Annotated in this window: 18 protein-coding genes and 1 riboswitch; of the genes, 14 read left to right on the top strand and 4 right to left on the bottom strand. The window is 52.5% G+C overall.

The features are described 5' to 3' along the window. A complete protein-coding gene (locus tag Q4E93_RS26000) occupies nucleotides 1-1,503 on the bottom strand; it encodes a cobyric acid synthase (RefSeq protein ID WP_303590340.1) in 1,503 nt (500 codons plus the stop codon). A gap of 20 nt (nucleotides 1,504-1,523) precedes the next feature. Next, nucleotides 1,524-1,715, bottom strand: a riboswitch (cobalamin riboswitch). 4 nt (nucleotides 1,716-1,719) lie between these two features. Next, nucleotides 1,720-3,807: a TonB-dependent receptor gene (locus tag Q4E93_RS25995; RefSeq protein WP_303590338.1), complete on the bottom strand. Its 2,088-nt coding sequence runs from the start codon at nucleotides 3,805-3,807 to the stop codon at nucleotides 1,720-1,722. 55 nt (nucleotides 3,808-3,862) lie between these two features. Here Q4E93_RS25995 and Q4E93_RS25990 point away from each other — a divergent pair, with 55 nt between their 5' ends. The 5 genes from Q4E93_RS25990 (at nucleotide 3,863) to Q4E93_RS25970 (ending at nucleotide 10,310) form a co-directional block, all read left to right on the top strand. Continuing rightward, nucleotides 3,863-5,200, top strand: a complete 1,338-nt coding sequence (locus tag Q4E93_RS25990; RefSeq protein ID WP_303590337.1) for an APC family permease — start codon at nucleotides 3,863-3,865, stop codon at nucleotides 5,198-5,200. Between the two features lie 2 nt (nucleotides 5,201-5,202). Continuing rightward, nucleotides 5,203-6,366, top strand: a complete 1,164-nt coding sequence (locus tag Q4E93_RS25985) for a trans-sulfuration enzyme family protein (RefSeq protein ID WP_303590335.1) — start codon at nucleotides 5,203-5,205, stop codon at nucleotides 6,364-6,366. 63 nt (nucleotides 6,367-6,429) lie between these two features. Continuing rightward, a complete protein-coding gene (locus Q4E93_RS25980) occupies nucleotides 6,430-7,866 on the top strand; it encodes a TolC family protein (RefSeq protein ID WP_303590333.1) in 1,437 nt (478 codons plus the stop codon). Nucleotides 7,867-7,880: 14 nt separating this feature from the next. After that, complete coding sequence (locus tag Q4E93_RS25975) at nucleotides 7,881-9,260, top strand: efflux RND transporter periplasmic adaptor subunit (protein ID WP_303590332.1); 1,380 nt, start codon at nucleotides 7,881-7,883, stop codon at nucleotides 9,258-9,260. 12 nt (nucleotides 9,261-9,272) lie between these two features. Beyond that, entirely contained in the window at nucleotides 9,273-10,310 is a 1,038-nt protein-coding gene (locus tag Q4E93_RS25970; RefSeq protein ID WP_303590331.1) for an NAD(P)H-dependent glycerol-3-phosphate dehydrogenase, read from the top strand. 314 nt (nucleotides 10,311-10,624) lie between these two features. On the opposite strand, the gene Q4E93_RS25965 is transcribed toward Q4E93_RS25970, so the two are convergent. After that, entirely contained in the window at nucleotides 10,625-11,068 is a 444-nt protein-coding gene (locus Q4E93_RS25965; RefSeq protein ID WP_303590329.1) for an SRPBCC family protein, read from the bottom strand. Between the two features lie 181 nt (nucleotides 11,069-11,249). Here Q4E93_RS25965 and Q4E93_RS25960 point away from each other — a divergent pair, with 181 nt between their 5' ends. Beyond that, nucleotides 11,250-12,197, top strand: a complete 948-nt coding sequence (locus Q4E93_RS25960; RefSeq protein WP_303590328.1) for a metallophosphoesterase family protein — start codon at nucleotides 11,250-11,252, stop codon at nucleotides 12,195-12,197. Here Q4E93_RS25960 and hemW read toward each other — a convergent pair. Further along, the gene (hemW, locus tag Q4E93_RS25955) at nucleotides 12,194-13,315 is read right to left on the bottom strand and encodes a radical SAM family heme chaperone HemW (protein ID WP_303590327.1); all 1,122 of its coding nucleotides are present in this window, start codon (nucleotides 13,313-13,315) and stop codon (nucleotides 12,194-12,196) included. The two genes, Q4E93_RS25960 and hemW, sit on opposite strands and share 4 nt — an antisense overlap. A 26-nt stretch (nucleotides 13,316-13,341) precedes the next feature. Between hemW and Q4E93_RS25950 the strand changes: the two genes are divergently transcribed. The 8 genes from Q4E93_RS25950 (at nucleotide 13,342) to porN (ending at nucleotide 24,564) form a co-directional block, all read left to right on the top strand. After that, a complete protein-coding gene (locus tag Q4E93_RS25950; protein ID WP_303590325.1) occupies nucleotides 13,342-15,141 on the top strand; it encodes a BamA/TamA family outer membrane protein in 1,800 nt (599 codons plus the stop codon). Nucleotides 15,142-15,173: 32 nt separating this feature from the next. After that, nucleotides 15,174-16,280 carry a DUF4271 domain-containing protein gene (locus Q4E93_RS25945; RefSeq protein WP_303590323.1) on the top strand — a complete coding sequence of 369 codons (1,107 nt, stop codon included), beginning with the start codon at nucleotides 15,174-15,176 and terminating at the stop codon, nucleotides 16,278-16,280. 126 nt (nucleotides 16,281-16,406) lie between these two features. Next, on the top strand, nucleotides 16,407-17,084 hold the full coding sequence (locus Q4E93_RS25940; RefSeq protein WP_303590320.1) for a uroporphyrinogen-III synthase: 678 nt from the start codon (nucleotides 16,407-16,409) through the stop codon (nucleotides 17,082-17,084). A gap of 222 nt (nucleotides 17,085-17,306) precedes the next feature. Continuing rightward, nucleotides 17,307-19,319: a thioredoxin domain-containing protein gene (locus Q4E93_RS25935; RefSeq protein ID WP_303590319.1), complete on the top strand. Its 2,013-nt coding sequence runs from the start codon at nucleotides 17,307-17,309 to the stop codon at nucleotides 19,317-19,319. Between the two features lie 299 nt (nucleotides 19,320-19,618). Beyond that, on the top strand, nucleotides 19,619-20,902 hold the full coding sequence (gene porK / locus Q4E93_RS25930) for a T9SS ring complex lipoprotein PorK/GldK (protein ID WP_303590317.1): 1,284 nt from the start codon (nucleotides 19,619-19,621) through the stop codon (nucleotides 20,900-20,902). Nucleotides 20,903-21,020: 118 nt separating this feature from the next. Further along, nucleotides 21,021-21,794, top strand: a complete 774-nt coding sequence (porL, locus tag Q4E93_RS25925) for a type IX secretion system motor protein PorL/GldL (RefSeq protein WP_303590315.1) — start codon at nucleotides 21,021-21,023, stop codon at nucleotides 21,792-21,794. 82 nt (nucleotides 21,795-21,876) lie between these two features. Next, complete coding sequence (porM, locus tag Q4E93_RS25920; RefSeq protein WP_303590313.1) at nucleotides 21,877-23,463, top strand: type IX secretion system motor protein PorM/GldM; 1,587 nt, start codon at nucleotides 21,877-21,879, stop codon at nucleotides 23,461-23,463. Nucleotides 23,464-23,535: 72 nt separating this feature from the next. Next, nucleotides 23,536-24,564: a type IX secretion system ring subunit PorN/GldN gene (gene porN / locus Q4E93_RS25915; protein WP_303590311.1), complete on the top strand. Its 1,029-nt coding sequence runs from the start codon at nucleotides 23,536-23,538 to the stop codon at nucleotides 24,562-24,564. Nucleotides 24,565-24,567: the final 3 nt, after the last annotated feature.

Raw genomic sequence — 24,567 nt, 5'->3', positions numbered from 1 at the left:
TTAGCTTTGTAATGTTTGATAGATGCTTTGTATGTCGAGATGCTGCCGCAGCAGGGCCGCCAGCTTGTCGTATTGTTCTTCTTTGAATTGCCGGTGATCCTTTGCTTTACCCGGGAGGCTGGTGTAAGGTGCGAGGAGGGCATCGACGACGGCAGGATTATCCAGGATCCCATGCAGGTAGGTGCCCCAGCATCGTTCGTTGAGAAAATAGCCGTCGGCGAGGCGGCCGTTGTGGCCGCCGTTGTGGTCATCGACGAAGCGGTTCAGGGGACATTCCTTTTCCAGCGCGTTCGTCTCGCCCATATGGATCTCATAGCCTTCACAGATGTCTGTACCATTCCGGAACCGGAACTTCCGCTGCCGGGTGGTCTTGTTTGCCTGCATGGTGGTAGAAACGGGCAGGAGCCCTAAACCTGCAATAGCTCCTGTCTTTGACTCTACCTGCTCAGGGTCGTTTATTTGCAGGCCCATCATCTGGTAGCCCCCGCAAATCCCGATGATGGTTTTTCGGCTTGCATGAGCGCGGTGGATCGCTGCGACGACACCGCCGTCATATAATGCCGACAGGTCTTCGATGGTATTCTTACTGCCGGGCAGGATGATGATATCGGCTTTTTCTATCTCCCGGGGTTCATGGCTGTAATAAAGGTTGACACGGTGATCCTGTTCCAGGTAATGGAAGTCCGTGAAGTTCGACAGGCGATGGAGCAGGACCACGGCTATGTTGACTTTTCCGGTGAGGAAGCCCTTGCTTTTCTGCTGCCGCCCGATGGCGTCCTCCTCCTCTATAAAAATATCACGGAAGAAAGGGACAACGCCAATGACGGGCACACGGCATATTTTTTCCAGCATCGTCCTTCCTTCTTCGAACAGCCGGGCGTCGCCCCTGAACTTATTGATGATGATGCCTTTGATACAATCTCTCTCATCGGCGGTCAGCAGGGCCATCGTTCCATAACAGCTGCCGAATACGCCGCCTCTGTCGATATCTGCGATGAGATAGGTGGCGGCGCCGGCCTCCATGGCCATCCGCATATTGGTGATGTCGAGGTGCTTCAGGTTCAGCTCCGAGATGCTGCCTGCGCCTTCCATGACGACGGGGGAATGGCGCGCGGCCAGGCGACGGTAGGCCTGTTTCACTTCCGTGAACAACGCTTCCCTGCTGCCGGAGAGAAAATATTCGGCGGCGGAGAAATTACCGGTGGGTTTGCCATGTAATACGAGTTGGGCGCTTTTGTCTGTGGTGGGCTTCAGCAATACGGGGTTCATGTCGGTGTGACAGGGAATGCCGCAAGCTTCGGCCTGTACTGCCTGGGCCCTTCCTATCTCAAGGCCTTCCGGGGTGGCGTAGCTGTTCAGGGACATGTTCTGCGCCTTGAATGGGGCAGGGGTATAGCCGTCCTGGCGGAAGATCCTGCAAAATCCCGCCGTGATGACACTCTTGCCTACATCGGAGCCGGTGCCTACAAACATAATTGATCGAAGCCCTTCTTTGTTTTGCATACTTTTCGCCCGAAAGTGATGAATATCGAGTGATGCTGGCAGGTCTTCTGGCTTATGCCGTACCGGTGTACCTTCCCATCCGTCGGCTGACGGACAGTGGTAGAAGCACCAGTCATTTACGGGGGCATTTACAGCTACGGGGATAGCGCCGGTTTTTCACCGGACTTCCCTTTTAATCCGCCTGTTGCGGAACCAGTATCTGCGCAAATGTAAGGCTTACAACAGATAGTTCACCGACACTCCTCCAAAATAATTCACGCGGGGCGCTGCATTATAGTATCTCGCCGGGGGGGCCGCCGCATTGATGTCATTGCCCAGGCTATAGCGGGTGTTGAGCAGATTGTCGCCGCCGGCATAGATGTCGAGCTTCCACCTGGCATGGAAGGCCTTTCTGTAACCGGCGCGGGCGCCCAGGAGGTTGTACGATCCGGCATATGCGGTGTTGGCGTCGTTGAGTGCGATACGTTCTGCGTAGGTGAAGGTAATATTGGTGTAAAATCCCGGCTGCAGGAGGATGTCCGCGCCGGTGACCACCGTATGTGTCGGGACACTGGGCAGGCGATTGCCCGAATAGTCATGTCCTCCGGTGGAGAAGTCGCGGTAGTGAAAGTCATGCCAGGTATGGCTTGCCCACAGGCGGACGCTGCTGAAAAAGCCTTTGGGGGCGTCGGCCAGCTGGTAGGATACAAAGCTTTCTATGCCATGCTGATTGGTGCGGCCTGCATTGATCGAATAGCCCACCCCGTTGGAGTCGATCCGTTGCACGATGGTATTGGACAGGTAGAAGAAAAAAGCATTGACATCGAAGAAAAGCTTTCCATGGAACAGATTGCCTCTTGTACCCACTTCATAGTCTGTGCCATCTTCCGGCTGCAGCCTGGGGCCCAGCAATCCATTGGTCTTTTGTAATTCCTGTGCGGTGGGAGTGGAGAAGCCCCGGGCGGCGCTGACATAGAGGGAAATGTCAGGCAGGATCTTTTTCAGGATGGAAATGCGGGGGGCAAACTTGTTGGCAAAATGGATATCGTTCGTCACCGGTGGGATAATGGATGTCCGGGTGAGCTGCAGGGTATTGCGGTTGAAGCTGGCGCCTGCCGTCACGGTCCAGCCTGCATTCAGCCTGAGGTCGGCCTGGGCGAAAAGGATATACTGCCAGTTGCCGATGCGATCATCAGTCTGCAGCGTGTCCTGCACGCCCTGCTTATTGGCGTAGTCCCTCGTTTCGAAAAATCCTTTTTGCGCTTCAGCGCCGGCATTTATCTGCAGGCTATTCTCTCCCAGTCTTGTCTTATACTGGAATACAGTGCGTCCGCCGAAATGCGGTTCCTGCCGGATCTCATAGACCCTGATCCCGGGATTGCGGAAGTCGGTGTAAGCACCATATACGGCGGTGGTATTCTGCCAGTGCTCATTGAAATGGTATTGACTGCTGAATCCCGCGGTGAAGTTCTTCTGGTAGATGGCTGCCCGGGCCTGTATGGCTCCCTGCTGAGTAGGTGTTGAAGGGCGTGCCTGCCTCGGGTCTTTCAGATATTCTGCCAGGGTGAGGCCGCCGGGTGTCCGGTAATACAGGTCGCTGTACAGGATATAGGCATGGATAGACTGTTTCTCACTGGTCTTCAGCTGCGTCTCCCAACTGGCAACATCCCGCCGCATGGCTGTCCACGACCTGTAGCCATCGCTGTTCTGATGGGTATAGCTGAAGATATTCCGATGGTCTTCATCGCCTGTGCGGATATTTACGTTGATGTTCTGTGCGTTCCAGCTGCCACGGCCGTAATCCACGGTGACCCCTTTCTCCCAGACGGCAGGCATGCTGTTGATGAGCACGGCGCCGCCGATGCCCGCGCCATAGAGGCTGCCCGCGGTGCCTTTGATGATCTCCATCGACTGGAAATTGTAGAAGCCCAGCTGGTTGAGGTAAGTATTGCCCCCGGGATCCGTGAGGGGGATCTCATTCCAGTAGACCTTGATGTCTCTTACGCCGAAGGGGCTGCGCAAGGAGCTGCCCCTGATGTTCAGGCGATAGCTGCCGGGCGAGCGCTCTTCCATCCTGACGCCGGGATTGGCATTCATGGCCGGCAGGATACTGCTGTTGCCAAACCGGTTGAGGGCCGCCTTGCTGACGATGCTGATGGGAGCGCCGACGTCGGATAGTTTCCGGTGTTGCTCATAGGCTTTTACCACTGCCTCCTGCAAAGGTTTCGTGTCAGCCGAATCCGACAGGAATGAGGGTGGCACCGCTTCCTGGGCTGATGCGAAACCATTGATCACAAGGAATACAGGGAGCAGGAATTTTTTCATTGCACCGGATTTAAGTTCTGGTGGTTACGAAGTTAGAACTTATCTTACAAAGCGTATGACTCAGAAAAAGCTAAGTCTGTTCGACCTCACCATGATCGTGGTCAGCCTGACGGTCGGCATGGGCATTTTCCGGACGCCTGTTGTGGCTGCCGCGAATGCGGGAACGCCGGCGGTGTTTTTCCTGGCCTGGCTCACCGGCGGTCTGGTGGCCCTCTGCGGCGCCCTCACTTATGCGGAGATCGGCTCCCGGTATCCTGTCACGGGGGGCTATTATAAGATATTCTCTTACGGCTATCATCCTTCTGTGGCATTTGCCGTCAATTGTATCATCCTGGTGTCGAATGCGGGTTCTACTGCGCTGGTGGCTGTCATCGGGGCGGAATATATCGGGCATTTCTTTTTTGAAGGGCCGCCGCCGGAGATCTTCAAACAGGGGATCACCATCGGCGCCGTCGCGGTATTTTATATCGTGAATATGCTGGGTATCAAAATGAGCAGCCGGGTACAGAATGCGCTGATCCTAATAAAGATCTCGCTCATCCTTTTGCTGCTGCTATCCGTTTTCGGCACCCAGCCTACGGGTCTCCCGGACACCGTCCCTGCGTCTGCCCACTCCTTTTCCGGGCTGCCTGCCTTTCTAAAAGGACTGGGCGTAGGGCTTATCGCCGTCTCCTTCACCTATGGCGGTTACCAGCAATCGATCAATTTTGGAGGAGACGTGCAATCGCCCTCCCGGGTAATGCCCAAAGGCATTACTTATGGCATCACCATCATTATCCTGCTGTATCTCTCCATCAACTTTGTATATGTGAAGGTCATTGGCTTCGAGTCGCTGAAACATGCCGATGCCATTGCCGCCATTCTTATCAATCATCTTTTCGGTCCGATAGGCGAAAATATTCTGCGTGTGCTGATGTTCCTTTCCGTGCTCGCCTATGTGAACGTGTTGCTGATGAGCAATCCCCGGGTGATGTATGCCATGGCGGACGAAGGCATCCTGCCTGCCGCTTTTAAGAAGAAGACGAAGAAACACGATGCGATCGTCTGGTCGCTGACCGCCTTCAGCCTTGTCATCATCATCACGCTTCTTTTCACCAGCGCGGTGGAGAAGATCATCAATTACACGATTTTCCTGGACTCCATCGGCATGTCCACTTCCGCGGCCTGTCTGTTCATCCTACGAAAAAGGCGGGTAGGCGAGGAGAGCGGCAAAGAAATTTACAGGATGAAGCTCTTTCCCTTGCTGCCCCTGATCTTTATACTCGCGTACATGGGGGTTGCCGCCAGCATTGTGCTGAATGACCCGCTGACGGCGGCATATGGCGCGTTGATCCTGGCCATCTTCTTTATAGTGTATTTTGTAGTCCGTTATAGTAAATCCAGAAAGAAATAGATATGGATATCTCTTATATCATCAATGAATTAGGGGAAGACAGGGAGCTTTATTTCAATGCCGTTGCTCCTCCCATCATGCAGACCAGTAATTTCAGGGTGGGGACGGTGGCGGCGTTGAAGGAGCTTTTCGACGACGAGTACAGCGGCTATCTTTATAGCAGGGGGTTGAATCCCACGGTGGAGATCCTCCGTAAAAAGCTGGCGGCGCTGGATGGCGCTGAAGATTGCCTGGTCTTCAACAGCGGGGCGGCGGCCACTTTCGCGGCTGTGCTGGCCAATGTCGGCGCCGGCGATCATATCGTGTCGGTGGAGCGGCCCTATACCTGGTCCGCCAGGATGTTTGACGTGGTGCTCCCCCGCTTTGGGGTGACCACTACGTATATCGACGGAACGCAGATTGAGAACTTCGAGCGGGCAATCCTGCCGAATACCCGTGTGATCTACCTGGAGTCTCCCAATTCCTGGGAATTCAAGCTCCAGGACCTCCGGGCCGTGGCAGAGCTGGCCCGTGCGGAGAACATCATCACCATCGTCGACAACAGCTATTGCACGTCCCTGCTACAACGTCCCATCGAAATGGGCATCGACATCGCTATGCAGACTGCCACCAAGTACATCGGCGGCCATAGCGACGCGCTGGGAGGGGTGCTCACGGGTTCCGGCGCGATGATGAAGAAGATCTTTGACAGCGAGTACCTCAACATCGGCAGTGGGATCCAGCCTTTCAATGCCTGGTTGCTGCTGAGAGGATTGCGGACGATGCCTGCACGGCTGGAGCGCATCGCGGCAACCACCCGGCAGGTGACGGAATTTCTCAAAGGGCATCCCCGGGTGGAAAGGGTCCTTTTCCCTTTCGACGAAACCTTCCCGCAATACGAGCTGGCTACGAGACAGATGCAGGGGGCCTGCGGGCTGCTGAGCTTCTATGTCCGGGCCACGGAGATGGGGCAGATCGTCCGTCTCTGCGAGTCCCTTCGGCATATCATGATGGCGGTGAGCTGGGGCGGACATGAGTCCCTTATCCTTCCCCGTTGCGCCTCCCTTGACCCCGTACAGTTTGACCCTTCCAACGACGAACATCGTATGCTGCGGCTGTACACGGGGCTGGAAGACGCCGGGTACCTGATAGCCGACCTGGAGCAGGCTTTCCTGAAAGCCTGGTAAAATTGATGAGATCAGGCGGATTCTGTATTTTTGGCGGCGAGTCCCTTAAATTTGTCCATGACCATGAAAAAATTGCTGTGGCTACTACCTTTATCCTTGATTAGTTATATGAGTCTGGCCCAGGAAAAATGGGACCTCACGCGTTGCGTCAACTATGCGCTGGCCAATAATATCTCCATCAAGCAGGCTGACGTACAGGCAAGGCTGTCCAGGCTGACATTTGATCAAAGCAAGCTTTCCCAGATACCGACGCTTTCTTTAAGCACTGCGGTTGGCGTCAACAGCGGTAACGCACTCAACCAAACGACGTATACCATCGATAACAAGACGTTTGTCAATAATAACTGGGCCTTGCAGACCAGTGTTGTCCTCTTCAATGGCTTTAATCTCAAAAACGTCATCGCTTCCAACCGGTTTGCCTGGCAGGCGGCCCTGGCTGTCACGGACAAGACCCGAAACGATGTCTCCCTGAATGTCGCGAACGCTTACCTGAATGTGCTGCTGGCGGGAGAGCAGGCGGAGACGGGGCGGGCGAAGCTGCAGCTGTCACAATCGCAATTGGAGATCACGCGTAAGCAGGTGAATGCCGGTACTTTGCCGGAGCTGAATGCGGCCGAGCTGGCGTCCCAGGTGGCGCAGGATAGTTCCAATTACATCACCCTGGTGGGTACCGTCCAGCTGAACGTGCTGACGCTGAAAGCATATATGGGACTGGATGCTGCCGCCCCTTTTGAGGTAGACACACCGCCCGTGGATAATATACCCATCGAGAATATAGATAATTTACAGCCGGAGGCGGTATATGCCACGGCATTGATCAACCAGCCTTTGCAGAAGGCGGACGCCCTGCAGATAGAGTCGGCCCGAAAATATGTATCGGCAACCAAGGGAGCCCGGTGGCCTACCGTCGCGCTGGGAGGCAACCTCGGGACGAACTATGTGAGCAATGCCACGGACCCCATCCTGTCTTCCGCCCAGATGGGAACAGATACGCTGAAAGCTTTGCGTGTATCCGGCACTTCCAACTGGATCGTGCAGGATGGCGTAGTGAGATACCAGTTTCGGAAGACGCCTTACTTCAGGCAACTGGACAATTACTTCAACCAGTATGTAGGGTTGAATATCAGCATACCTATCCTCAATAACGGCACGCTTCGCACCAACTATTCCAAATCGAAGCTCAACCTCCGGAATGCAGAGCTGCAGCGGGAGCAGGACAATCTCACCCTGAAGAACAATATCTACCAGGCATATACCGCAGCGGTGACGGCCCTCCATAAATTCGAAGCCAATAAGGTCACTGCGGAGGCTACGGCGAAAAGCGCGGACTATGCGCAGAAAAGATATGGTGTCGGCATGCTGAACACCGTAGACCTGCTGATCAACCAGAATAATTACTTCACCGCTAAAATAAACCTGGTGTACGCCCAGTATGATTATGTGTTCAAGATGAAGGTGCTGGAATTCTATAAGGGAATGGGCATAAAACTATCAAAATAATAACCTGTTGATCTATGAACAAGAAAGCACTCTGGATAATCCTCGGAATCGTGATACTGGTCATCGGACTGGTGGGGCTGAAGAAGGCAGGTGTGATAGGCAAGGACGAGGGAACAAAAGTTTCGGCCGAAAAAGTTGCGCGCCGCAATATCACGGAGATCGTTACGGCCAGCGGCAAGATCTACCCGGAAAAGGAAGTGAAGATCAGTCCCGATATTTCGGGAGAGGTGGTGGAGCTCAACGTGGTGCAGGAAGGAGACAGTGTCAAGAAAGGGCAGGAGCTGGCCAGGATCTATGCGGATATCTATACTACCCAGCGTGACCAGGCCGCGGCGCAGATGAACCAGCAGCAGGCCCTGGTCTCCAATGTATCGGCTACCCTGCCAGGTCTGAAGACGGCCATGGAGACGACCCAAAGGACATTAGACAGGCAAAAGCAGCTGCTGGATCAGAAAGTGATCTCCCAGTCCGAATACGAGGCCGCGGAAAGCGCCTACAGAACGGCCGAAGCGAACTATATGGCGGCTTTGCAGACGGCCAGAGGGAATGTCGCCGGCGTCGCCAGTGCCCGTGCCAACCTCTCTATTGCGGCCAAGAACCTGAGCCGCACGACTGTGGTGTCTCCCATCGACGGCGTGGTTTCCCTGCTGAGCATCAAGAAAGGCGAAAGGGTGGTGGGCAACTCCATGATGGCGGGCACCGAGATGATGCGGGTAGCGGATATGAGCAGGATCGAAGCCATTGTAGATGTAGGCGAGAACGATATTCCCAAGGTGCACCTCGGGGACTCTGCCCTCCTGGAAGTGGATGCGTACAGCACCCGCAAGTTCAAAGGTATCGTTACGCAAATAGCCAGCAGCGTGACCACCGCCTCCGGCGCTACTACCACCGTGTCCACCAATGACGTCACCAACTATAAGGTGCACATTCGTCTTTCGCCGGACTCTTACCAGGACCTCATCGATCCCCACCGGCCTAAATCTTTCCCTTTCCGTCCCGGGATGAGCACCAGCGCGGATATCCAGACCAGGACGCACGTCAGTGTGCTGTCGGTGCCCATCAATGCCGTGTCCACCCGCGAAAAGGGAACAGATAAAAGCACGCAGGCGGAGGATAAGAAGACGGACGACAAAGGTCCCGATGCCAGCAAGACTACCGCTCCTTCCATGAATGACCTGGATGTGGTGGCCTTTGTGCTGCAAACCGGCGACACGGTGAAAAAAGTCAAGGTTAGGACGGATATACAGGATATTAATTACATTGAGGTCGTGGATGGTCTGAAGGAAGGCGACCAGGTGATCACGGGCCCTTACAGCATCGTCAACAAGACATTGAAGAGCGGAATGAAGGTGAAAGTGGTACCAAAAGAAAAATTGTTCGAAGGCAAGAACTAAAAAGAAGGCAGCATGCGCTTTGGAGTGATAGGCAGTGGCAGTTGGGCTACGGCGTTAGCCAAAATCCTCACCGACAACGGGACTCCCATTAACTGGTGGATACGACACCAGAGCATCATACAGCATATACAATCCCGGCATCACAACCCGCAGTATCTTCCTTCCGTCTATTTCGACACGGGGCTGCTGACGATGAGCGAAGATGTGCGGGAAGTCATCCAGGCGGCCGACACCCTGGTGATCGCGGTTCCGTCTGCTTATGTGGCAGGGACATTGCAGGGCCTTGACAGAACCATTTTCCAGGGGAAGAAGGTTATTTCTGCCGTGAAAGGGATCTTGCCAGAGCAGAACCTGCTGCTCAACGATTATCTCGCCCGGGAGTTCCATACGGACCTTGCCGATTATTACACCGTCATGGGACCTTGTCATGCCGAGGAAGTGGCTGCCGAAAAGCTGTCTTACCTGACTTTTTCCGGTCAGGATGAAACCTCTACGGGCGAGATCGCGTCTTATTTTGCGACGGATTACCTTAATACTGTCATTAACAATGATATATATGGCGTACAGTTTGCCGCGATCCTGAAGAATATTTACGCGCTGGGAGCGGGCATCGCTCATGGGCTGGAATATGGGGATAATTTCCTCAGCGTATTGATAGCCAACTGCGCGGATGAAATGGCCAGCTTTCTGCTGAAAGTAGGTATCCGACACATTGAAGTGGGCATTCACACAGAGGAAGACCCCATTTCTCACCGGAGGAGCGCGAATTATGCCGCTTCCGTGTACCTGGGCGATCTGCTGGTGACCTGTTACTCCCTGTTCAGCCGGAACAGGACATTTGGGAATATGATCGGGAAGGGATATTCTGTCAAGGCTGCTCAGCTGGAGCTGAACATGGTGGCGGAAGGGTACAATGCAAGTAAGTGTATGTATCTGATCAATAAAGAGATAAAGGCAGAGATGCCCATCGCAGCCACTATTTACCGCATCTTGTGGGAAAATGTTAAAGCCGGGGATGGATTTAAACAAATTGAGCCGTACCTTGTCTAACAATGGAGGACGGGATCCCTGGAACCCAGGGAGCCCCATCTGACAAAAGTGGACCACAGGTCCACTGGCTGTAACCGTAAGGTTACGAACGAGAAGGAGCGTGTCGAAGCAGCTCCGCCGAAGTTCCCATCATTAGCCGTGCACCGGGGATGGGTTAATTTTCGGAATAAACCATAACCGGTGCACAAAATTCAGCCATATGCCTCTTTCATTTCAGGGATTCGGAGCCATGGCCATTCTGGGAATGGTACTCATCCTCACCGCGGTGCAGGGCATCCATTATGTGAAGGATAGGTTCCACCGGAAGTAGGTCATTAGTTCCTCTCTGCTATCTCTTTCAGTTTCTCCAAAGCTTTTGGCCAGGTCTGTACGAAGTAGTCCACGAACGCTTCGGGGATATTGCCTTCCATATCTACGATGAGCTCAGTCTTCCCATTCACTGTCCGGAGCGTATAATTCTCCAGCGCGCCTGCCCATTGCCTGCTTTCCGCGCTGTCCAGGTCTTCCACCCCATTATTAATAATGCCCAGGTGCCTGATGGACATGAATTCATTGGGCTTATTGTCAACGATCGTGGATACCATGCCTGAATTCTTTCCATCGAGGAACAGGACCTTGCTTCCTTTTTTCCAGTCCGTCTCCGCCCTGGAGCCGGCGGCAAAAGGCGCCGTCCATTGTTGATAGCTCTCATTTTTCCAAAGCGCATTCCATACTTTTTCCCTGGGGGCGTCGATGGTGATCTTAAATTCTTTTTCCATAGTGCGTTTGTTTTTATACTGTATAAAGGTCCGGCCCTTTCATGGGAACCGGGGGGTGGGATCAGGACGATCCGAAGGGGCAAATACGACAATCCATGGGGGGATATCGCAGGGGGAGTTCATAATTTATTAATACAGGAACTTCCCGGTGTCATTTTAGCTTTACGCTAATATTCCATCTATGAATCGTCGTGAATTATTAAAGCAAGCCGGGCTGCTGGGGCTGCTTGGCTCTTTACCTGGCCTTAGGGTGCTGGCTGCATCGCCTGCTACAGCCGCCGGGGCTTCGAAGAAAAAAGTTCTAAGGTTTGCGCATCTGACAGATGTGCATGTTGAGCCTGAACTCAGGGCTGCGGAGGGGCTTGCTGCCTGCCTGCATCATCTGCAGTCGCAGAAAGAAGCGCCTGCATTTATCTTCAGCGGAGGGGATGCTGTTTTCGACTCATTGGGGGCGACGAAGGAAAGGGTGGAAGTGCAATGGAAACTTTGGCATGAGGTCTGGAAAAAAGAGAACTCGCTACCCATCGAATACTGCATCGGTAACCATGATTGCTGGGGGTTGGGAGAGAAAAGCGATCCATTATACGGAAAGAAATTTGCATTGGACAAGATGCGCCTGGACAAGCCGTACCGCAGCTTTGACAAAGCAGAGTGGCATTTTATCGTACTGGACAGTATCCATCCCAAGCTGGATGGAGGCTGGTATACGATCAGGCTGGACGACGAGCAGTTTGCCTGGCTGGAAAGCGATCTTGCTGCAACGCCGGGCGAGCGGCCAGTGATGGTCATCTCCCACGCGCCTATCCTGTCGGCCGCCGTGCTGGCTGTAGACAAGCAGGTGAAGGATGAAGCCGGGTACATACTGGGAGGGGGTAATATGCATACGGATGCGGCCCGCATCATTGGGCTCTTCGACCGGCATCCCAATGTCCGTCTGTGTCTCAGCGGCCATATTCATCTTAACGAGCAGGTGAGCTACAATGGCGTAACTTATATAAGCAATGGGGCTGTCAGCGGTAATTGGTGGAATGGCAAGCATTTTCGCACAGACAATGGATATGCGATGGTGAACCTGTACGATGACGGCACCTTCGACAATGAATATTTCACCTATGGGTGGAATGGTTAGAAGAAAAGGTCCGCCGAGATCCCATCCGCCAGTAATTTTCCTTCTTTTGTCAATATAAGGCGGCGTCCGTCGTCAATGGCTTTTCCCCCGCGGACATAAGGCGCTATCTTAAGGCGCAGGGCATGGGCTTCGTTGTCTCCGAATCTTTGCGAGACGTGATCGAGGTCACAGCCTTCCATCGTCCGCAGCGAGATCATGATATATTCATTCAGCTGCTGGGTGGATGTGAGCGTTTCCTTTTCGATCCGGGCGGTGGGATCGGCTATATAGAGCGCGTTATTAGCGACATTCCATTGGCGGGAGGCCCTGCCGTCATACGAATGGGCGGAAGGGCCCAGCCCGAGGTAGGGCTTACCCTGCCAATAAGCTGTATTGTGCCGGCTGCGCCGTCCGGGAAGAGAGAAATTGGAGATCTCATAGTGCTCGTAGCCGGCTGTTGAAAGGAGGTCCATCAGCAACAGGAACTGGCGGGCCTGGACATCCGGGTCCACATCTTCTTTTTTGTGCTGCCGGATCATGGTATCCAGGGCTGTCCGCGGCTCTACTGTCAGGGCGTAGCAGGAGAGGTGGGGAATGTTCAATTGCAGGGCCCGGGTCACATTCTTTTCCCAGCGCTGGTCGGAGAGGCCGGGGGTTCCATAGATCAGGTCGATGCTGATATTATCCAGGCCTGCGTCCTGGGCATTACGGATGGCATCCGCCGCCTGTCCAGCATTATGGACCCTGTTCATCCACCGGAGATCCTCTTCGAAGAAGGATTGGATACCGATGCTGAGCCGGTTGATCCCGGACTGTCGCCAGCCGGCCAGCTTACCGGGCGCCGCCATGTCGTCGGGGTTGGCTTCCAGCGTGATCTCCGCCCCGGGAGCCACGGGGAAAAGCGTGTGCAGGCTGTCGAGGATAAGGCGGAGCTCTTCATCCGTAAGCAGGGAAGGCGTTCCACCCCCAAAATAGATGGTGTCCACCTGCGTTGCGGCAAGATAATCCTTCCTTGCTTCCATTTCTTTCAATAAAGCAAGGACAAAATCGTTTTTACGATGCAGGGATGTGGAAAAATGAAAATTACAGTAATGACAGGCCTGCCTGCAAAAAGGAATATGAAGATAGATACCTGCCATGCGGTTTGCTTAATTTTAGCGGACGAATGCGAAGTACAAAAATAAGCCGATATGCCCTTATTGTGGCTGTATTATTGATTACTTCCAGGGGATGGACGCAATATCCCCTGCATATCATGTCTGTTGACAAGGATTCTCTCTTTATTCATAAGCAGCTGGGCCTTCTCAGCTCCTTCAAGAGCAAAGATGCCTGCACGGAGTATATTTTCACCCTACCCGTTCTTCTCCAGGCCAAAGGCTACCTGACGGCTTCGGTCGACAGCGTCGGTGCAGACACTACAGGCACGACCATCCGTCTGTTTGTCGGTGAGACGTACCGATGGGCCCGGATCGATGTCAGCGGGGTCGATCCCACCCTTCTGTCCGGCGTCGCGTGGAATGAACGGTCTTTTTCTCACCGGCTGCTGGATTTCAGGCAGTACCAGGCCCGGCAGCAGCAGCTCCTGAACTATCTTGAGAACAACGGCTATCCTTTCGGTAAGATCAGCCTGGACAGCGTCACGATGGGCGCCAACGGGGAAGTATCAGCGAAATTAAAGGTGGAGAAAGGGCCTTTATACCATATAGACAGCATCCGCGTGTATGGTACGGGCAAGATCTCCAATGAATTTATGCAACGCTATCTGAATATTCCCAATGGCAGCGTATATAGGAAAGAGCGGCTGGAGGCTATCAGCAGGAAGATCCTGGAGCTGCCTTATGTGCAGGAGCAGCAGCCCTGGACGCTGGCCATGCTGGGCACGGGCAGCGTTATCAACCTTTACCTCAAACCTAAGAAAAGCAGCCAGATCAACGCCCTGGTGGGCTTTCTTCCCAGCAGCGATCCCGTGCTGGGCAACAAGCTCCTGGTGACCGGCGAGGCAACGGTGAACCTGAAGAACGCCCTGGGCAATGGGGAGACCATCGGGCTCAACTGGCAGCAGTTGCAGGCCGGCTCGCCCCGGCTGAACCTTTTGTTCCAGCAGCCTTACCTGTTCCATTCCCCTTTCGGCATGAATGCTTCTTTCGATCTGTTCAAACAGGATTCCTCCTACATCAATGTCAATATGTTGCTGGGCGTGCAGTATGCTTTCTCCGCCACCCAGACGGGGGCAGTGTTCATACGGAATATGATCTCCAGCCTGCTGGACGTCGACACGGTGCAGGTGCTGGCTTCCCGCGCTTTGCCCAGCGAAGCGGATATCCGGGCCGTCAGCCTTGGATTGAGCTATGATTTCAACAATACGGACTACCGGTTTAACCCCCGCAAAGGGAATGAGGTCCAGTTCACTGGTTCGGTGGGGACGAAGAAAATAAAGGAGAACCCGCAGATCGTAAAGCTGAAAGACCCCGCTGACCCGGACTTTTCCTATGCCTCTTTGTATGATACGGTGAAGCTCAGCTCTTATCAGCTGTTGCTGAAAGGGGCCGCAGCCCATTATTTTTCTTTATCCCACGCTTCCACGTTGAAACTGGCATTCAATGGCGGCGTTTATAACAGCCCGACTACCTACAGGAACGAGCTTTTCAGGATCGGCGGGTACAAGCTGCTGAGAGGATTTGATGAAGAAAGTATCCTGGCTTCGCAGTATGCGGTGGGGACGTTGGAATATCGCTATCTCATCGGCCTGAACTCTTATTTGTTCACGTTCATGGATGGCGGCTGGGCCAAAAATTCAGTGACCGGCTTCAACCTCAATAGTACTTTCCTGGGCTTCGGTCTGGGACTGGCTTTTGAGACAAAGGCCGGCATCTTCAATATCTCCTACGCCCTGGGAAAGCGGGAAGATACCCATCTCAATTTTCATGACGCGAAGATACATCTGGGATATGTGAGCTTTTTTTAAAATCAAATGATACTTTTGTAACCGTGACCAATATGTACCTGCATAAACTAGTTTCTCTCCTTGTTCCCTGCCTTTTGTTCTTTGGCAACCTGTTTGCTCAAACCGACACGACCTTGCCGCCGGCCCGGCCCGTGCATGACAGCTTGCATGTCACGGCGCATCGTCCGGTGGTGCGATCCGACTCCGCGATCAGGGCTGATTCTGTTGCGAAGGCCCTGCGGCGTCATCGCCGCGACAGCCTGCGCAGGGATAGTCTGCGACGCGATACGGCAGGCCGGCGCGACTCGGCCACGGCTGTCATTGCGAAGATGCGGCCTGATAGTACGGTGCTGGCGGCTCAGCCGGCAGGCGGACCCGCGCCATCCGCGCCTGTGAAGGAGAAAGGACCTGACGCGCTTGTTTACTGGAGGCAGGTGCTGAACATCAATACATATTTTAATTTCCCGGGCAAGCCCGTGCAGCAGCCTTTTCAGCCGCACCGGCCCCAATCAAAGGACAGCTTCTTCTACCTGCTGGTGGGTATCCTGTTCTATTTCGCCCTGGTGCGGATCTTCTTCGAGAAATATTTTTCCAACCTGATGACCTTGTTCTTCCGTGTATCGCTGCGGCAGCAGCAGATAAGGGAACAGGTGCTGCAGGCGCCCCTGCCTTCCCTGCTGCTGAATATCCTGTTCTTCGTCACGGGCGGATTGTATGCCTGTTTCCTGCTGTATTATTCCCGGTTGGGCAGTGGGCTTAACTTCTGGGTCCTCTACCTGGACTGCATCGCCGGGCTGGCCGTCATTTACCTGGGAAAATTCCTGATCCTGAAATTCAGCGGCTGGGTCTTTGGTATTTCACGGGCTACCGATACTTATATCTTCGTGGTATTCCTGGTGAATAAAATGCTGGGAATTTTCCTCCTCCCTTTCTTGATCCTGATCACTTTTTCTGGCCTGGAAGCCCGGGAGGTCTTTATAACTATTTCAGTAGCAATGGTTTTTATCTTGCTGATCTATAGGGTGGTGGCGGCCTACCGGCCCGTAAGGACCGAAATAAAACTAACTCCGTTTTACTTTTTTTTGTACCTTTGCGCCTTCGAAATAGCACCCCTGCTGTTGATTTACAAGGTGTTATTGACTTATTTGGAAAAAGTGTAGTAACTTTACAAATCCATAGGGGAAACACAAATGATTAAAAACGGGGATAAACAAAGGATTTTAATCACGCAACCCAGACCTGAGACAGACAAGTCGCCGTATTTCGAACTTGCCAAGAAATACGACGTGGAACTGGCTTTCCATCCGTTCATTCGCCTGGAACCCATCCCTGCAAAGGATTTCCGGAAGCAAAAGGTAGATATCGCGCAATACACGGCGGTGATCTTCACCAGTCGTAATGCTATCGACCATTTCTTTCGTATCTGTGAAGAGATGAAGGTGATCGTTTCGCAGGACACCAAGTATTTCTGTATCACGGAAGCTGTGGCCCTCTATCTCCAGAAGTTCATCCTCTATCGCAAGCGGAAAGTTTTTTATGGCGCCGATGGATTGAACAAAAGCATGTTCGACGTCATCAACAAACATAAAGAGAACGAGAAGTTCCTTTATCCGTGCTCGGAGAATCAGCAGGATAACGAGATCATCAATTGGCTGAAGCATAACAATTGCGGATTTGCCACCCCGTTCATGTACCGGACCATCAGCAATGATGTGAAGGTCGTCCTCGATCAAAGCGAATATGACATTATTTGTTTTTTCACTCCCAGCGGTGTGAAAAGTCTCTTCGATAATTATCCCAAATTCAAGCAAAACGGCACTAAGATCGGGGCTTTTGGCAGCAATACTTCGAAAGCTGTTGAAGAAGCCGGCCTCACCCTCGATATCAAGGCTCCCCAGCCGCAGGCGCCTTCCATGGTTTCGGCCCTGGAGAAATACCTGGCTGTGGTGGGGAAGAGAATCTGATAAAGCCGCAAGCTGCTAGCTTCAAGCTGCAAGCTCGACTTTTAAGTGCTTTTGATTCTTCTAATACCTAACATTCTTTACTTGTAGCTTGTAGCTTGAAGCTTGCAGCTGTTTTTTTTGCTTGTAGCTTGAAGCTTGTCGCTTGCAGCTAATTTCTGGCCTGAAGCTTGTAACTTTAAGTCCCAGGCTTGCAGCTTGTCGCTTGCAGCTTGAAGCTGAATTATGAACAGACTCTCACAGGAGACCAGCCCTTATTTATTGCAGCATGCCCATAACCCGGTGGATTGGTATCCCTGGGGAGACGAGGCATTGCAGAAAGCCAGGACGGAAAATAAGCCCATTCTGGTAAGCATTGGCTATGCGGCTTGTCACTGGTGTCATGTCATGGAAAGGGAAAGCTTCGAGGATGAAGAGACAGCGGGCTTTATGAACCGGCATTTCATCAACATCAAGATCGACCGGGAGGAACGTCCGGACCTGGACCACATATACATGGAGGCTGTGCAGGCCATCACCGGCAGTGGCGGCTGGCCTTTGAATGTATTTCTCACGCCGGAGGGCAAGCCTTTTTACGGGGGCACTTATTTCCCTCCCCGGGCCATCTACAACCGTCCTTCCTGGCGGGACGTCCTGAAGGCGATTACGGACTCATTCCGGGAGAAAAGGCAGGAGATAGAGCAGCAGGCGCAGCAGCTCACCGATCATGTGGCGACAACGGGATCTTTCGGCGTGGGCGGGGGCGCTCCCCTTCCCGGCGGCGGAGTCTTCCATAAGGATACGCTTCGCCAGGTCTATGAAAGCCTGATGGGCATGGCCGATAAGCAGGATGGCGGCTTTGGCAGGGCGCCAAAGTTCCCCCAGACCTTCTCCATCCAGTTCCTTTTACATTATTATTATTTTACAAAGGAAGCTGCTGCTTTGGAGCAGGCTTGTCTCAGCCTGGAGAAAATGATCCGGGGAGGAATATATGATCAGCTGGGAGGAGGCTTTGCCCGTTATTCAACGGACGGAAATTGGCTGGTCCCCCATTTTGAAAAGATGCTTTATGACAACGCTCTGCTGGTCATCGTGCTAAGTGAGGCGTACCAGCTTACCCATAAAGAGGTGTATAGGGATACGATCCGGCAGACCATGGATTTTGTCCGCCGGGAATTGTCGGATGGCGCGGGGGCATTTTATTCGGCGCTGGACGCGGATAGTGAAGGGGAAGAAGGGCGTTTTTATGTTTGGGACAAGACGGAGATCGATGCGGTGCTGGGGGAAGAGGCTCCTGTTTTCAATCAATTTTATGGCGTGACGGCGGAAGGTAACTGGGAAGGGAGGAATATCCTCATCCGGCCCGGCGACCTGGTGTCCCATGATCCGCGGATCGAAAGCGCCCGTATCCGCCTGCTGGCACATCGTGGGCAGCGCGTTCGCCCGGCCCTGGATGACAAGATACTTTTGGGCTGGAATGCCCTGATGAATATTGCCTGTTGTAAGGCTTATGGCGCTTTGGGCGATGAGCAATACAGGGAATGGGCCGTAGAAAACATGGATTTTATCTACCGGCATTTGAAAGGCAAAGACTTATATTTTTTTTATCACTCATATAAAGCCGGACAGGCCAAATTCCCCGCTTTCCTGGACGATTATGCGGGGCTGATGGCAGCCCTGCTCCAGCTGCAGGAAATAACGGGCGATGCCGGCTATCTTATTAAAGCTAAGGAGATTATGGAATTTACCCTCCATCATTTCTCCGATGAGGATACGGACCTTTTCTTCTTTACGCACAAAGATCAGCAGGACCTGATCGTCCGTAAAAAGGAGATTTACGATGGGGCCACGCCTTCCGGAAATGGGCTGATGGCATTTAACCTGGCGTATATGGGCATTATTTTTAATGAAGGGGCATGGCGGGAGCGGGCGGTCCGGATGGCGGCGGGGCTTCACAGGCCTGTGACACAGTACCCCGGCAGTTTTGGAATTTGGGCAACCCTGTACCAGGCCCTTACGTATATAATCCCGGAGATCGTTCTCACCGGCAGGCACCCGGAAGAGGCCCGGTCAGCACTTTTACAGCAGTTTATCCCCTACCGGGTCTTTCAATCTGCCAACGTTATCAATACCCAATTCCCTTTATTGTCGGATAAGTCTGTGGAAGACTTTCCGTTGATGTTCCTATGTAAAAACTATACCTGTCAACTACCTGTAAATGAAGTTGCTGCGTTCATCCGTCTCCTCGAAAATGTGTAAAAGTTTAGCCCCTTGAATGTACAATAAGTCGGGCATGCCCTGCGTTAATATAACTAGCGTCTTGGCTTAGAAGGTTTCGTCCGGCCTTTGAGAGCATGTTTTGAATGGACGATTCGAGGATTTTGTCCGGCCTTTGAAAATGTCGTAATGTTTGCGTAAACCATTGGGATTTAAAGTGGTAAGCGGCAAAGGACTTTTAATCCGGATCAAAACTTTGACTTTCGAAAAATTAATTTTAAACTTGTAGCGAGATGTTGTCAAAAGATTTTTTTTGCCCAATACCCTTTAATATTATGAAAATGAAAAACCTATCCACTTTGACGGCCTTGTCGGCTTTGATGCTGATGACCGCATGCGGAAAGTTAGGCAAGTCCCACAAGGGACTCCCTGATGACGGGCAGTTGCACGGCGTTTCTCCTGCAAATGCCTATAATCTTTCGAAGCCCCCCGGTATGGTGTATATCCCGCCCGGAACCTTCCACATGGGGCCGAGCGATGAAGACGTCAACTTTGCTTACACTGCAAGGAACAGGCAAACCTCTATTAATGGTTTCTGGATGGATGCCACAGAGATCACTAACAATGAGTACCGCCAGTTTACCAACTGGGTAAGAGACTCCACTGCAGCAACCCTGATGCAATATGGTAAGGATGTGGACGGCCATTTCCAGATCGACTGGAAGAAGGCTTCTACCATCAAATGGGGCGACAAGGCCACGATCGAGAAGATCGATCAGATGGTAGTCGTTCCCGACAACCGTATCTTCGGCAAGAAAGAAATTGATCCCAACAAGCTGGTGTACCATTCAGAGACCTTTGACCTGAAGGAAGCCGCTCAGAAGCAAAATGAAGGCAAGCCCCGTGGTCAGTATATCCGGAAAAAAGACGTTAAGATCTATCCGGATACCCTGGTCTGGATCCGTGATTTCAGCTATTCGTATAATGAGCCCATGACCAAGCGCTACTATTCCCACCCTGCTTTCGGCAATTATCCTGTGGTAGGGGTGAACTGGACGCAGGCGACGGTGTTCTGCGAATGGAGGACGCGCTACCTGAATTCCTTCCTGGAAAGGAAGAAAATGGCTACCGAATCGGATTTCCGTCTGCCTACCGAGTCGGAGTGGGAATATGCGTCACGCGGCGGACGTTCTCAATCGATGTTTCCCTGGGGTAACTATTACCTGAGAAATAAAAAAGGCTGCTTACTGGCAAACTTCAAACCTGGCCGTGGTAACTACCCGGAAGATGGCGGGTTCTATACGGTTCGTGCCGATGCGTACTGGCCTAATGACTTTGGTCTGTATTGCATGGCCGGCAACGTGGCTGAGTGGACCTCCTCCTTCTATTATGAAGGTTCTTACAACTTCCAGCACGACATGAACCCGGATATCCGTTGGAATGCGAAAGATTCCGACCCCCCCCGTATGAAGCGTAAGGTGATACGTGGCGGCAGTTGGAAGGATGTAGGTTATTTTCTGCAGACCAGTACCCGTACTTATGAGTACCAGGATACTGCCAAGTCGTACATCGGGTTCCGGTGTGTGATCGATCTGCCGCCTACAATGACCAACAACCGCAGGTAGGACCTGACAATTTTTTAAAAAAAATTACGTTTTGATTTTGAGAACCTAGAAATCAACAGGAACTCTTTTTTCCATAACCCTTCTAAAATCCTTTCAAAAACACTTAAAAATTTAAACTATGAGCGCTGGTGTATCTAAATCTACCGAAAGACTGATAAACATTATAGTGTGCGTAGGTGCAGCCGTTGTTATCTTCGGAGCCCTGCAAAAGATCCTGCACACGAAACTGGCCGACTTCTTTTTGACTGCAGGTTTGTTGACAGAGGCTTTGATCTTCCTCGTATATGCTTTCTTACCCCCTCCCGGAGGTGAAATGCATGCCCTGGTTGAAGCGCTGCCCAAACTGGCCGGTGGCACCAGCGGTAATCCTGCCCTGGACAAGATGGACAAAATGCTGCAGGAAGCCGATATTACGCCGGCTAACCTGAATCGCCTGAGCGATGGGTTCAAGAAATTCGGTACGACTGTTGAAAAGATCAGCGATGTCTCCGGCGCCCTTGCTGCGACAACCGATTATACCAATAAGACTAAAGAAGCCGCACTGGCCCTGGATAGCATGAAAGGCGCTTACCAGAATGCTACCAATACCATTTCCAGCTTCAACGCTGCCGCTGAAGGCACCAAGCAATTCCATACACAGGTGCAGGTGCTGACCAAGAACCTGGGCAGCCTGAATGCCATCTATGAGCTGGAACTGCAGGATACCAACAACCATTTGAAGGCGATGAACAGCTTCTATGGCAACCTGGTGAAGGCCTCCGAGACGATGCAAGGCAGTGTATCCGACGCTAAGAAGACACAGGAACAAATTGCCCTGCTCGCTAAGAACCTGGGTAATCTGAACCATGTTTATGGCAATATGCTGAGCGCAATGCAAGGCCGCCAGTCCTAATATCATGATATCTACCAGCCCGTTTTGTCCGGAGCACCATTATGAAAAACTACAATTTGGAAAATAAATAATTTACTGACCCATGTCTTTACCTAAAGAACCGCGGCAAAAGATGATCAATATGATGTATTTGGTGCTTACAGCCCTGCTGGCACTGAATGTATCCGTCGAGGTATTGAACGCTTTTAAGACCGTGAATACGAGCATAGAAAAATCCAATGGGGTGGTTAGTCAGAAGAATGACCTCACCTACGCTTCATTCAAAGCAAAGCTCGAAGACCCCCAGACGGCTGAGAAAGCCAAAATGTGGGCCCCCAGCGCTTTCAAAGCCCAAAAGATCTCCGGTGAGCTCACCAGCTATATCGAAGGCCTTAAGAACCAGCTCATCGAGGAGTCCAATCCCCAGATGAAGGATGGCAAAAAGGAATTTACCGAAGGTAACCTGGACGCCGCCACCCGTATCTTCGATACAAAGGGTGAAGGCCCCAAGCTGTACAAAGGTCTTACTGAATATAAGACCAATCTGCTGAACCTGCTGGACCCTTCGAACTATCCGGAACTGACGGACGAGAAGCTGAAGGAAGAGCTCCGCCAGACCAAGGCGCGTTTTGAGAAGGAACTGCCCCTTGACCTAAGCATTCCCAAGTCGGAATCCAACAATACGCCCAGCGGCAATATTCCCAAGGACTGGACGATCAACTATTTCCACATGACGCCGACCATTGCGGCCCTTACGATCCTCAGCAAGTTCCAGAGTGACATCAAGAACTCTGAAGCCCATGTGATCGACGAGCTGCACAAGCGCATCGGCGAAGTGAAGATCGTATTCGACAAGTTCGACGCCCTTGTAGCTCCCAACGCTACGTATTTGATGCCAGGCGATGACCTGGAGATCAAGGCCGGTATCGGCGCTTTCAGTGCCGCCGCCCAGCCGAAGATCACTATCAATGGCTCTGTGCAGCCCCTGACTGCAGACGGTACAGCCCTTTGGAAAACAAAGGTCAGCTCTACCGGTACTGTCAAAGTAAAAATTGATTATGCTAAGCCCGATGGCACCATTGCTACTGTCGAGAGAGATGTAAAATATACTGTAGGCCAGCCTTCCGGCGCCTCTGTTTTCCTGGAGAAGATGAACGTGCTGTATGTGAAGGAAGACAACCCCGTAAGGATCTCCGGTGGCAGCGTAGGCCGCGAGAAAGTGCATGTATCCTTCACCAATGGTGAGATCACACATACCGATGGCGATAACTACAATGTAGTGCCCACCAGCCCCGGCGATGGTAAGATCATTGTCGACGCTGACGGAAAGAGAACGGAATTCCCCATGCGGGTGAAATACCTGCCGAACCCCACGGGTTTTGTAGGTTCCAAGAAGGGTGGCGCCATTTCCTCCGCTGAGTTCAAAGCCATCGGTGGATTGCTGGCCAAGCTGGAAGGTTCTGAGTTCCAGTCAGGCTTCAGAGTTGTCAGCTACAAGCTGGCAGCGCTGGGCGGCAATATCCCTCAATACCAGGAAGCCGTCAATGAAGGTCCCCGCTGGACCGGACAAGCCGCCGGCATCGTGCAGCGCGCCTCTCCTGGCACCAACGTTTTCTTTGACGCGATCACGGTGGTAGGTAAGGACGGAAGAAACCGGGAATTACCTCCGATGGTGTTCAGCCTGAAATAATAAATTTTTGAGATCTGTCCGCCACTGGCGGGCAGATCTTTCTAAAGTATTTAATAAGATAAATCAAGAGAGATGAAAAAGCATTTTATCAGATTATGCTTGTTGGCGCTGGTGGTTGCATTGGCAGCCGGAACAGCTGATGCGCAGACAACCAGGAAGGGAAAGAAGCGGCCCCCGGCTAAAAAGTCCGCTAGTACCAAGAGCCAGGGCGGGAACAACGCCGCCGTAGCCCCTGTGAAGGATACGGTGAAGCCGGCTCCCGTGGCAGACGCGGATATCAAGCTGGTTGACCCCCTGAAGTCCCTCCGTAACGATGCCATCATCGAGCGCAATCTGGTAAAAGACCGTACGCCCCTGACGTATGAACACATCCGTGAGGACGATGCCGTTTACCGTCAAAGGGTATGGAGAGAGATCGACGTGCACGAGAAGATGAACCTTCCCTTCGTGTACAAGGCCACAGAAGACAATGGTAACCAACGCTTCATCTATATCCTGCTGAATGGTATCAAAGCGGGTAACATTACGGCCTTCGACGCCAACGTCGACGATCGTTTTACCACCCCGATGACCTTCCAGCAGATTGCCAACGGCCTGGTGGGTAAGCCGCAGACCATTCAGATCCCCGATCCCGTGAATGACCCGGATGGATCCAAAGGTACCATGAAGGACACTACGATCACACAGGAGTTCAACCCTGATGCGGTGGAAAGGTATCAGATCAAGGAAGAATGGGTATTCGATAAGGAATCATCCCGTCTTCACGTACGTATCCTGGGTATCGCGCCCGAAAAGACGATCCTTAACCCTGACGGCAGCTTCCGCGCCGTATTGCCTATCTTCTGGGTATATTATCCCGAGATCCGCCCTATATTGGCGAAGTTTGAAGCGTATAATGGTAAGAATTTCGGGGCCCGTATGAGCTGGGAAGAGCTTTTTGAGAGCCGCATGTTCGCCAGCCGTATCATCAAGTCCACGGTAGATAATCCTGGTGACCAGTTCATCAGCGGCTATATCAGGGACCCTATCCTCCAACTGCTGGAAGGAGAGAATATCAAAGAGAAAATATTCAATTACGAGCAGGATCTCTGGTCGTATTAATTA

Source organism: Flavitalea plasmicola (genome assembly GCF_030546645.1).
Lineage (GTDB): Bacteria > Bacteroidota > Bacteroidia > Chitinophagales > Chitinophagaceae > Puia.
Note: the sequence above shows the minus strand (reverse complement) of the source record. Positions and strands in the feature narration are given on the sequence as shown.

What these genes read in the sequence shown, in the direction of transcription:
- Q4E93_RS25960 (WP_303590328.1), top strand. Translation starts at nt 11,250, where the DNA reads ATGAATCGTCGTGAATTATTAAAGCAAGCCGGGCTGCTGGGGCTGCTT.
- Q4E93_RS25965 (WP_303590329.1), bottom strand. Translation starts at nt 11,068, where the DNA reads ATGGAAAAAGAATTTAAGATCACCATCGACGCCCCCAGGGAAAAAGTA.
- Q4E93_RS26000 (WP_303590340.1), bottom strand. Translation starts at nt 1,503, where the DNA reads ATGCAAAACAAAGAAGGGCTTCGATCAATTATGTTTGTAGGCACCGGC.
- porN (WP_303590311.1), top strand. Translation starts at nt 23,536, where the DNA reads ATGAAAAAGCATTTTATCAGATTATGCTTGTTGGCGCTGGTGGTTGCA.
- Q4E93_RS25935 (WP_303590319.1), top strand. Translation starts at nt 17,307, where the DNA reads ATGAACAGACTCTCACAGGAGACCAGCCCTTATTTATTGCAGCATGCC.
- Q4E93_RS25990 (WP_303590337.1), top strand. Translation starts at nt 3,863, where the DNA reads ATGACTCAGAAAAAGCTAAGTCTGTTCGACCTCACCATGATCGTGGTC.
- Q4E93_RS25945 (WP_303590323.1), top strand. Translation starts at nt 15,174, where the DNA reads ATGTACCTGCATAAACTAGTTTCTCTCCTTGTTCCCTGCCTTTTGTTC.
- hemW (WP_303590327.1), bottom strand. Translation starts at nt 13,315, where the DNA reads ATGGCAGGTATCTATCTTCATATTCCTTTTTGCAGGCAGGCCTGTCAT.
- Q4E93_RS25985 (WP_303590335.1), top strand. Translation starts at nt 5,203, where the DNA reads ATGGATATCTCTTATATCATCAATGAATTAGGGGAAGACAGGGAGCTT.
- porM (WP_303590313.1), top strand. Translation starts at nt 21,877, where the DNA reads ATGTCTTTACCTAAAGAACCGCGGCAAAAGATGATCAATATGATGTAT.
- Q4E93_RS25995 (WP_303590338.1), bottom strand. Translation starts at nt 3,807, where the DNA reads ATGAAAAAATTCCTGCTCCCTGTATTCCTTGTGATCAATGGTTTCGCA.
- Q4E93_RS25980 (WP_303590333.1), top strand. Translation starts at nt 6,430, where the DNA reads ATGAAAAAATTGCTGTGGCTACTACCTTTATCCTTGATTAGTTATATG.
- porK (WP_303590317.1), top strand. Translation starts at nt 19,619, where the DNA reads ATGAAAAACCTATCCACTTTGACGGCCTTGTCGGCTTTGATGCTGATG.
- Q4E93_RS25950 (WP_303590325.1), top strand. Translation starts at nt 13,342, where the DNA reads ATGCGAAGTACAAAAATAAGCCGATATGCCCTTATTGTGGCTGTATTA.
- Q4E93_RS25975 (WP_303590332.1), top strand. Translation starts at nt 7,881, where the DNA reads ATGAACAAGAAAGCACTCTGGATAATCCTCGGAATCGTGATACTGGTC.
- porL (WP_303590315.1), top strand. Translation starts at nt 21,021, where the DNA reads ATGAGCGCTGGTGTATCTAAATCTACCGAAAGACTGATAAACATTATA.
- Q4E93_RS25970 (WP_303590331.1), top strand. Translation starts at nt 9,273, where the DNA reads ATGCGCTTTGGAGTGATAGGCAGTGGCAGTTGGGCTACGGCGTTAGCC.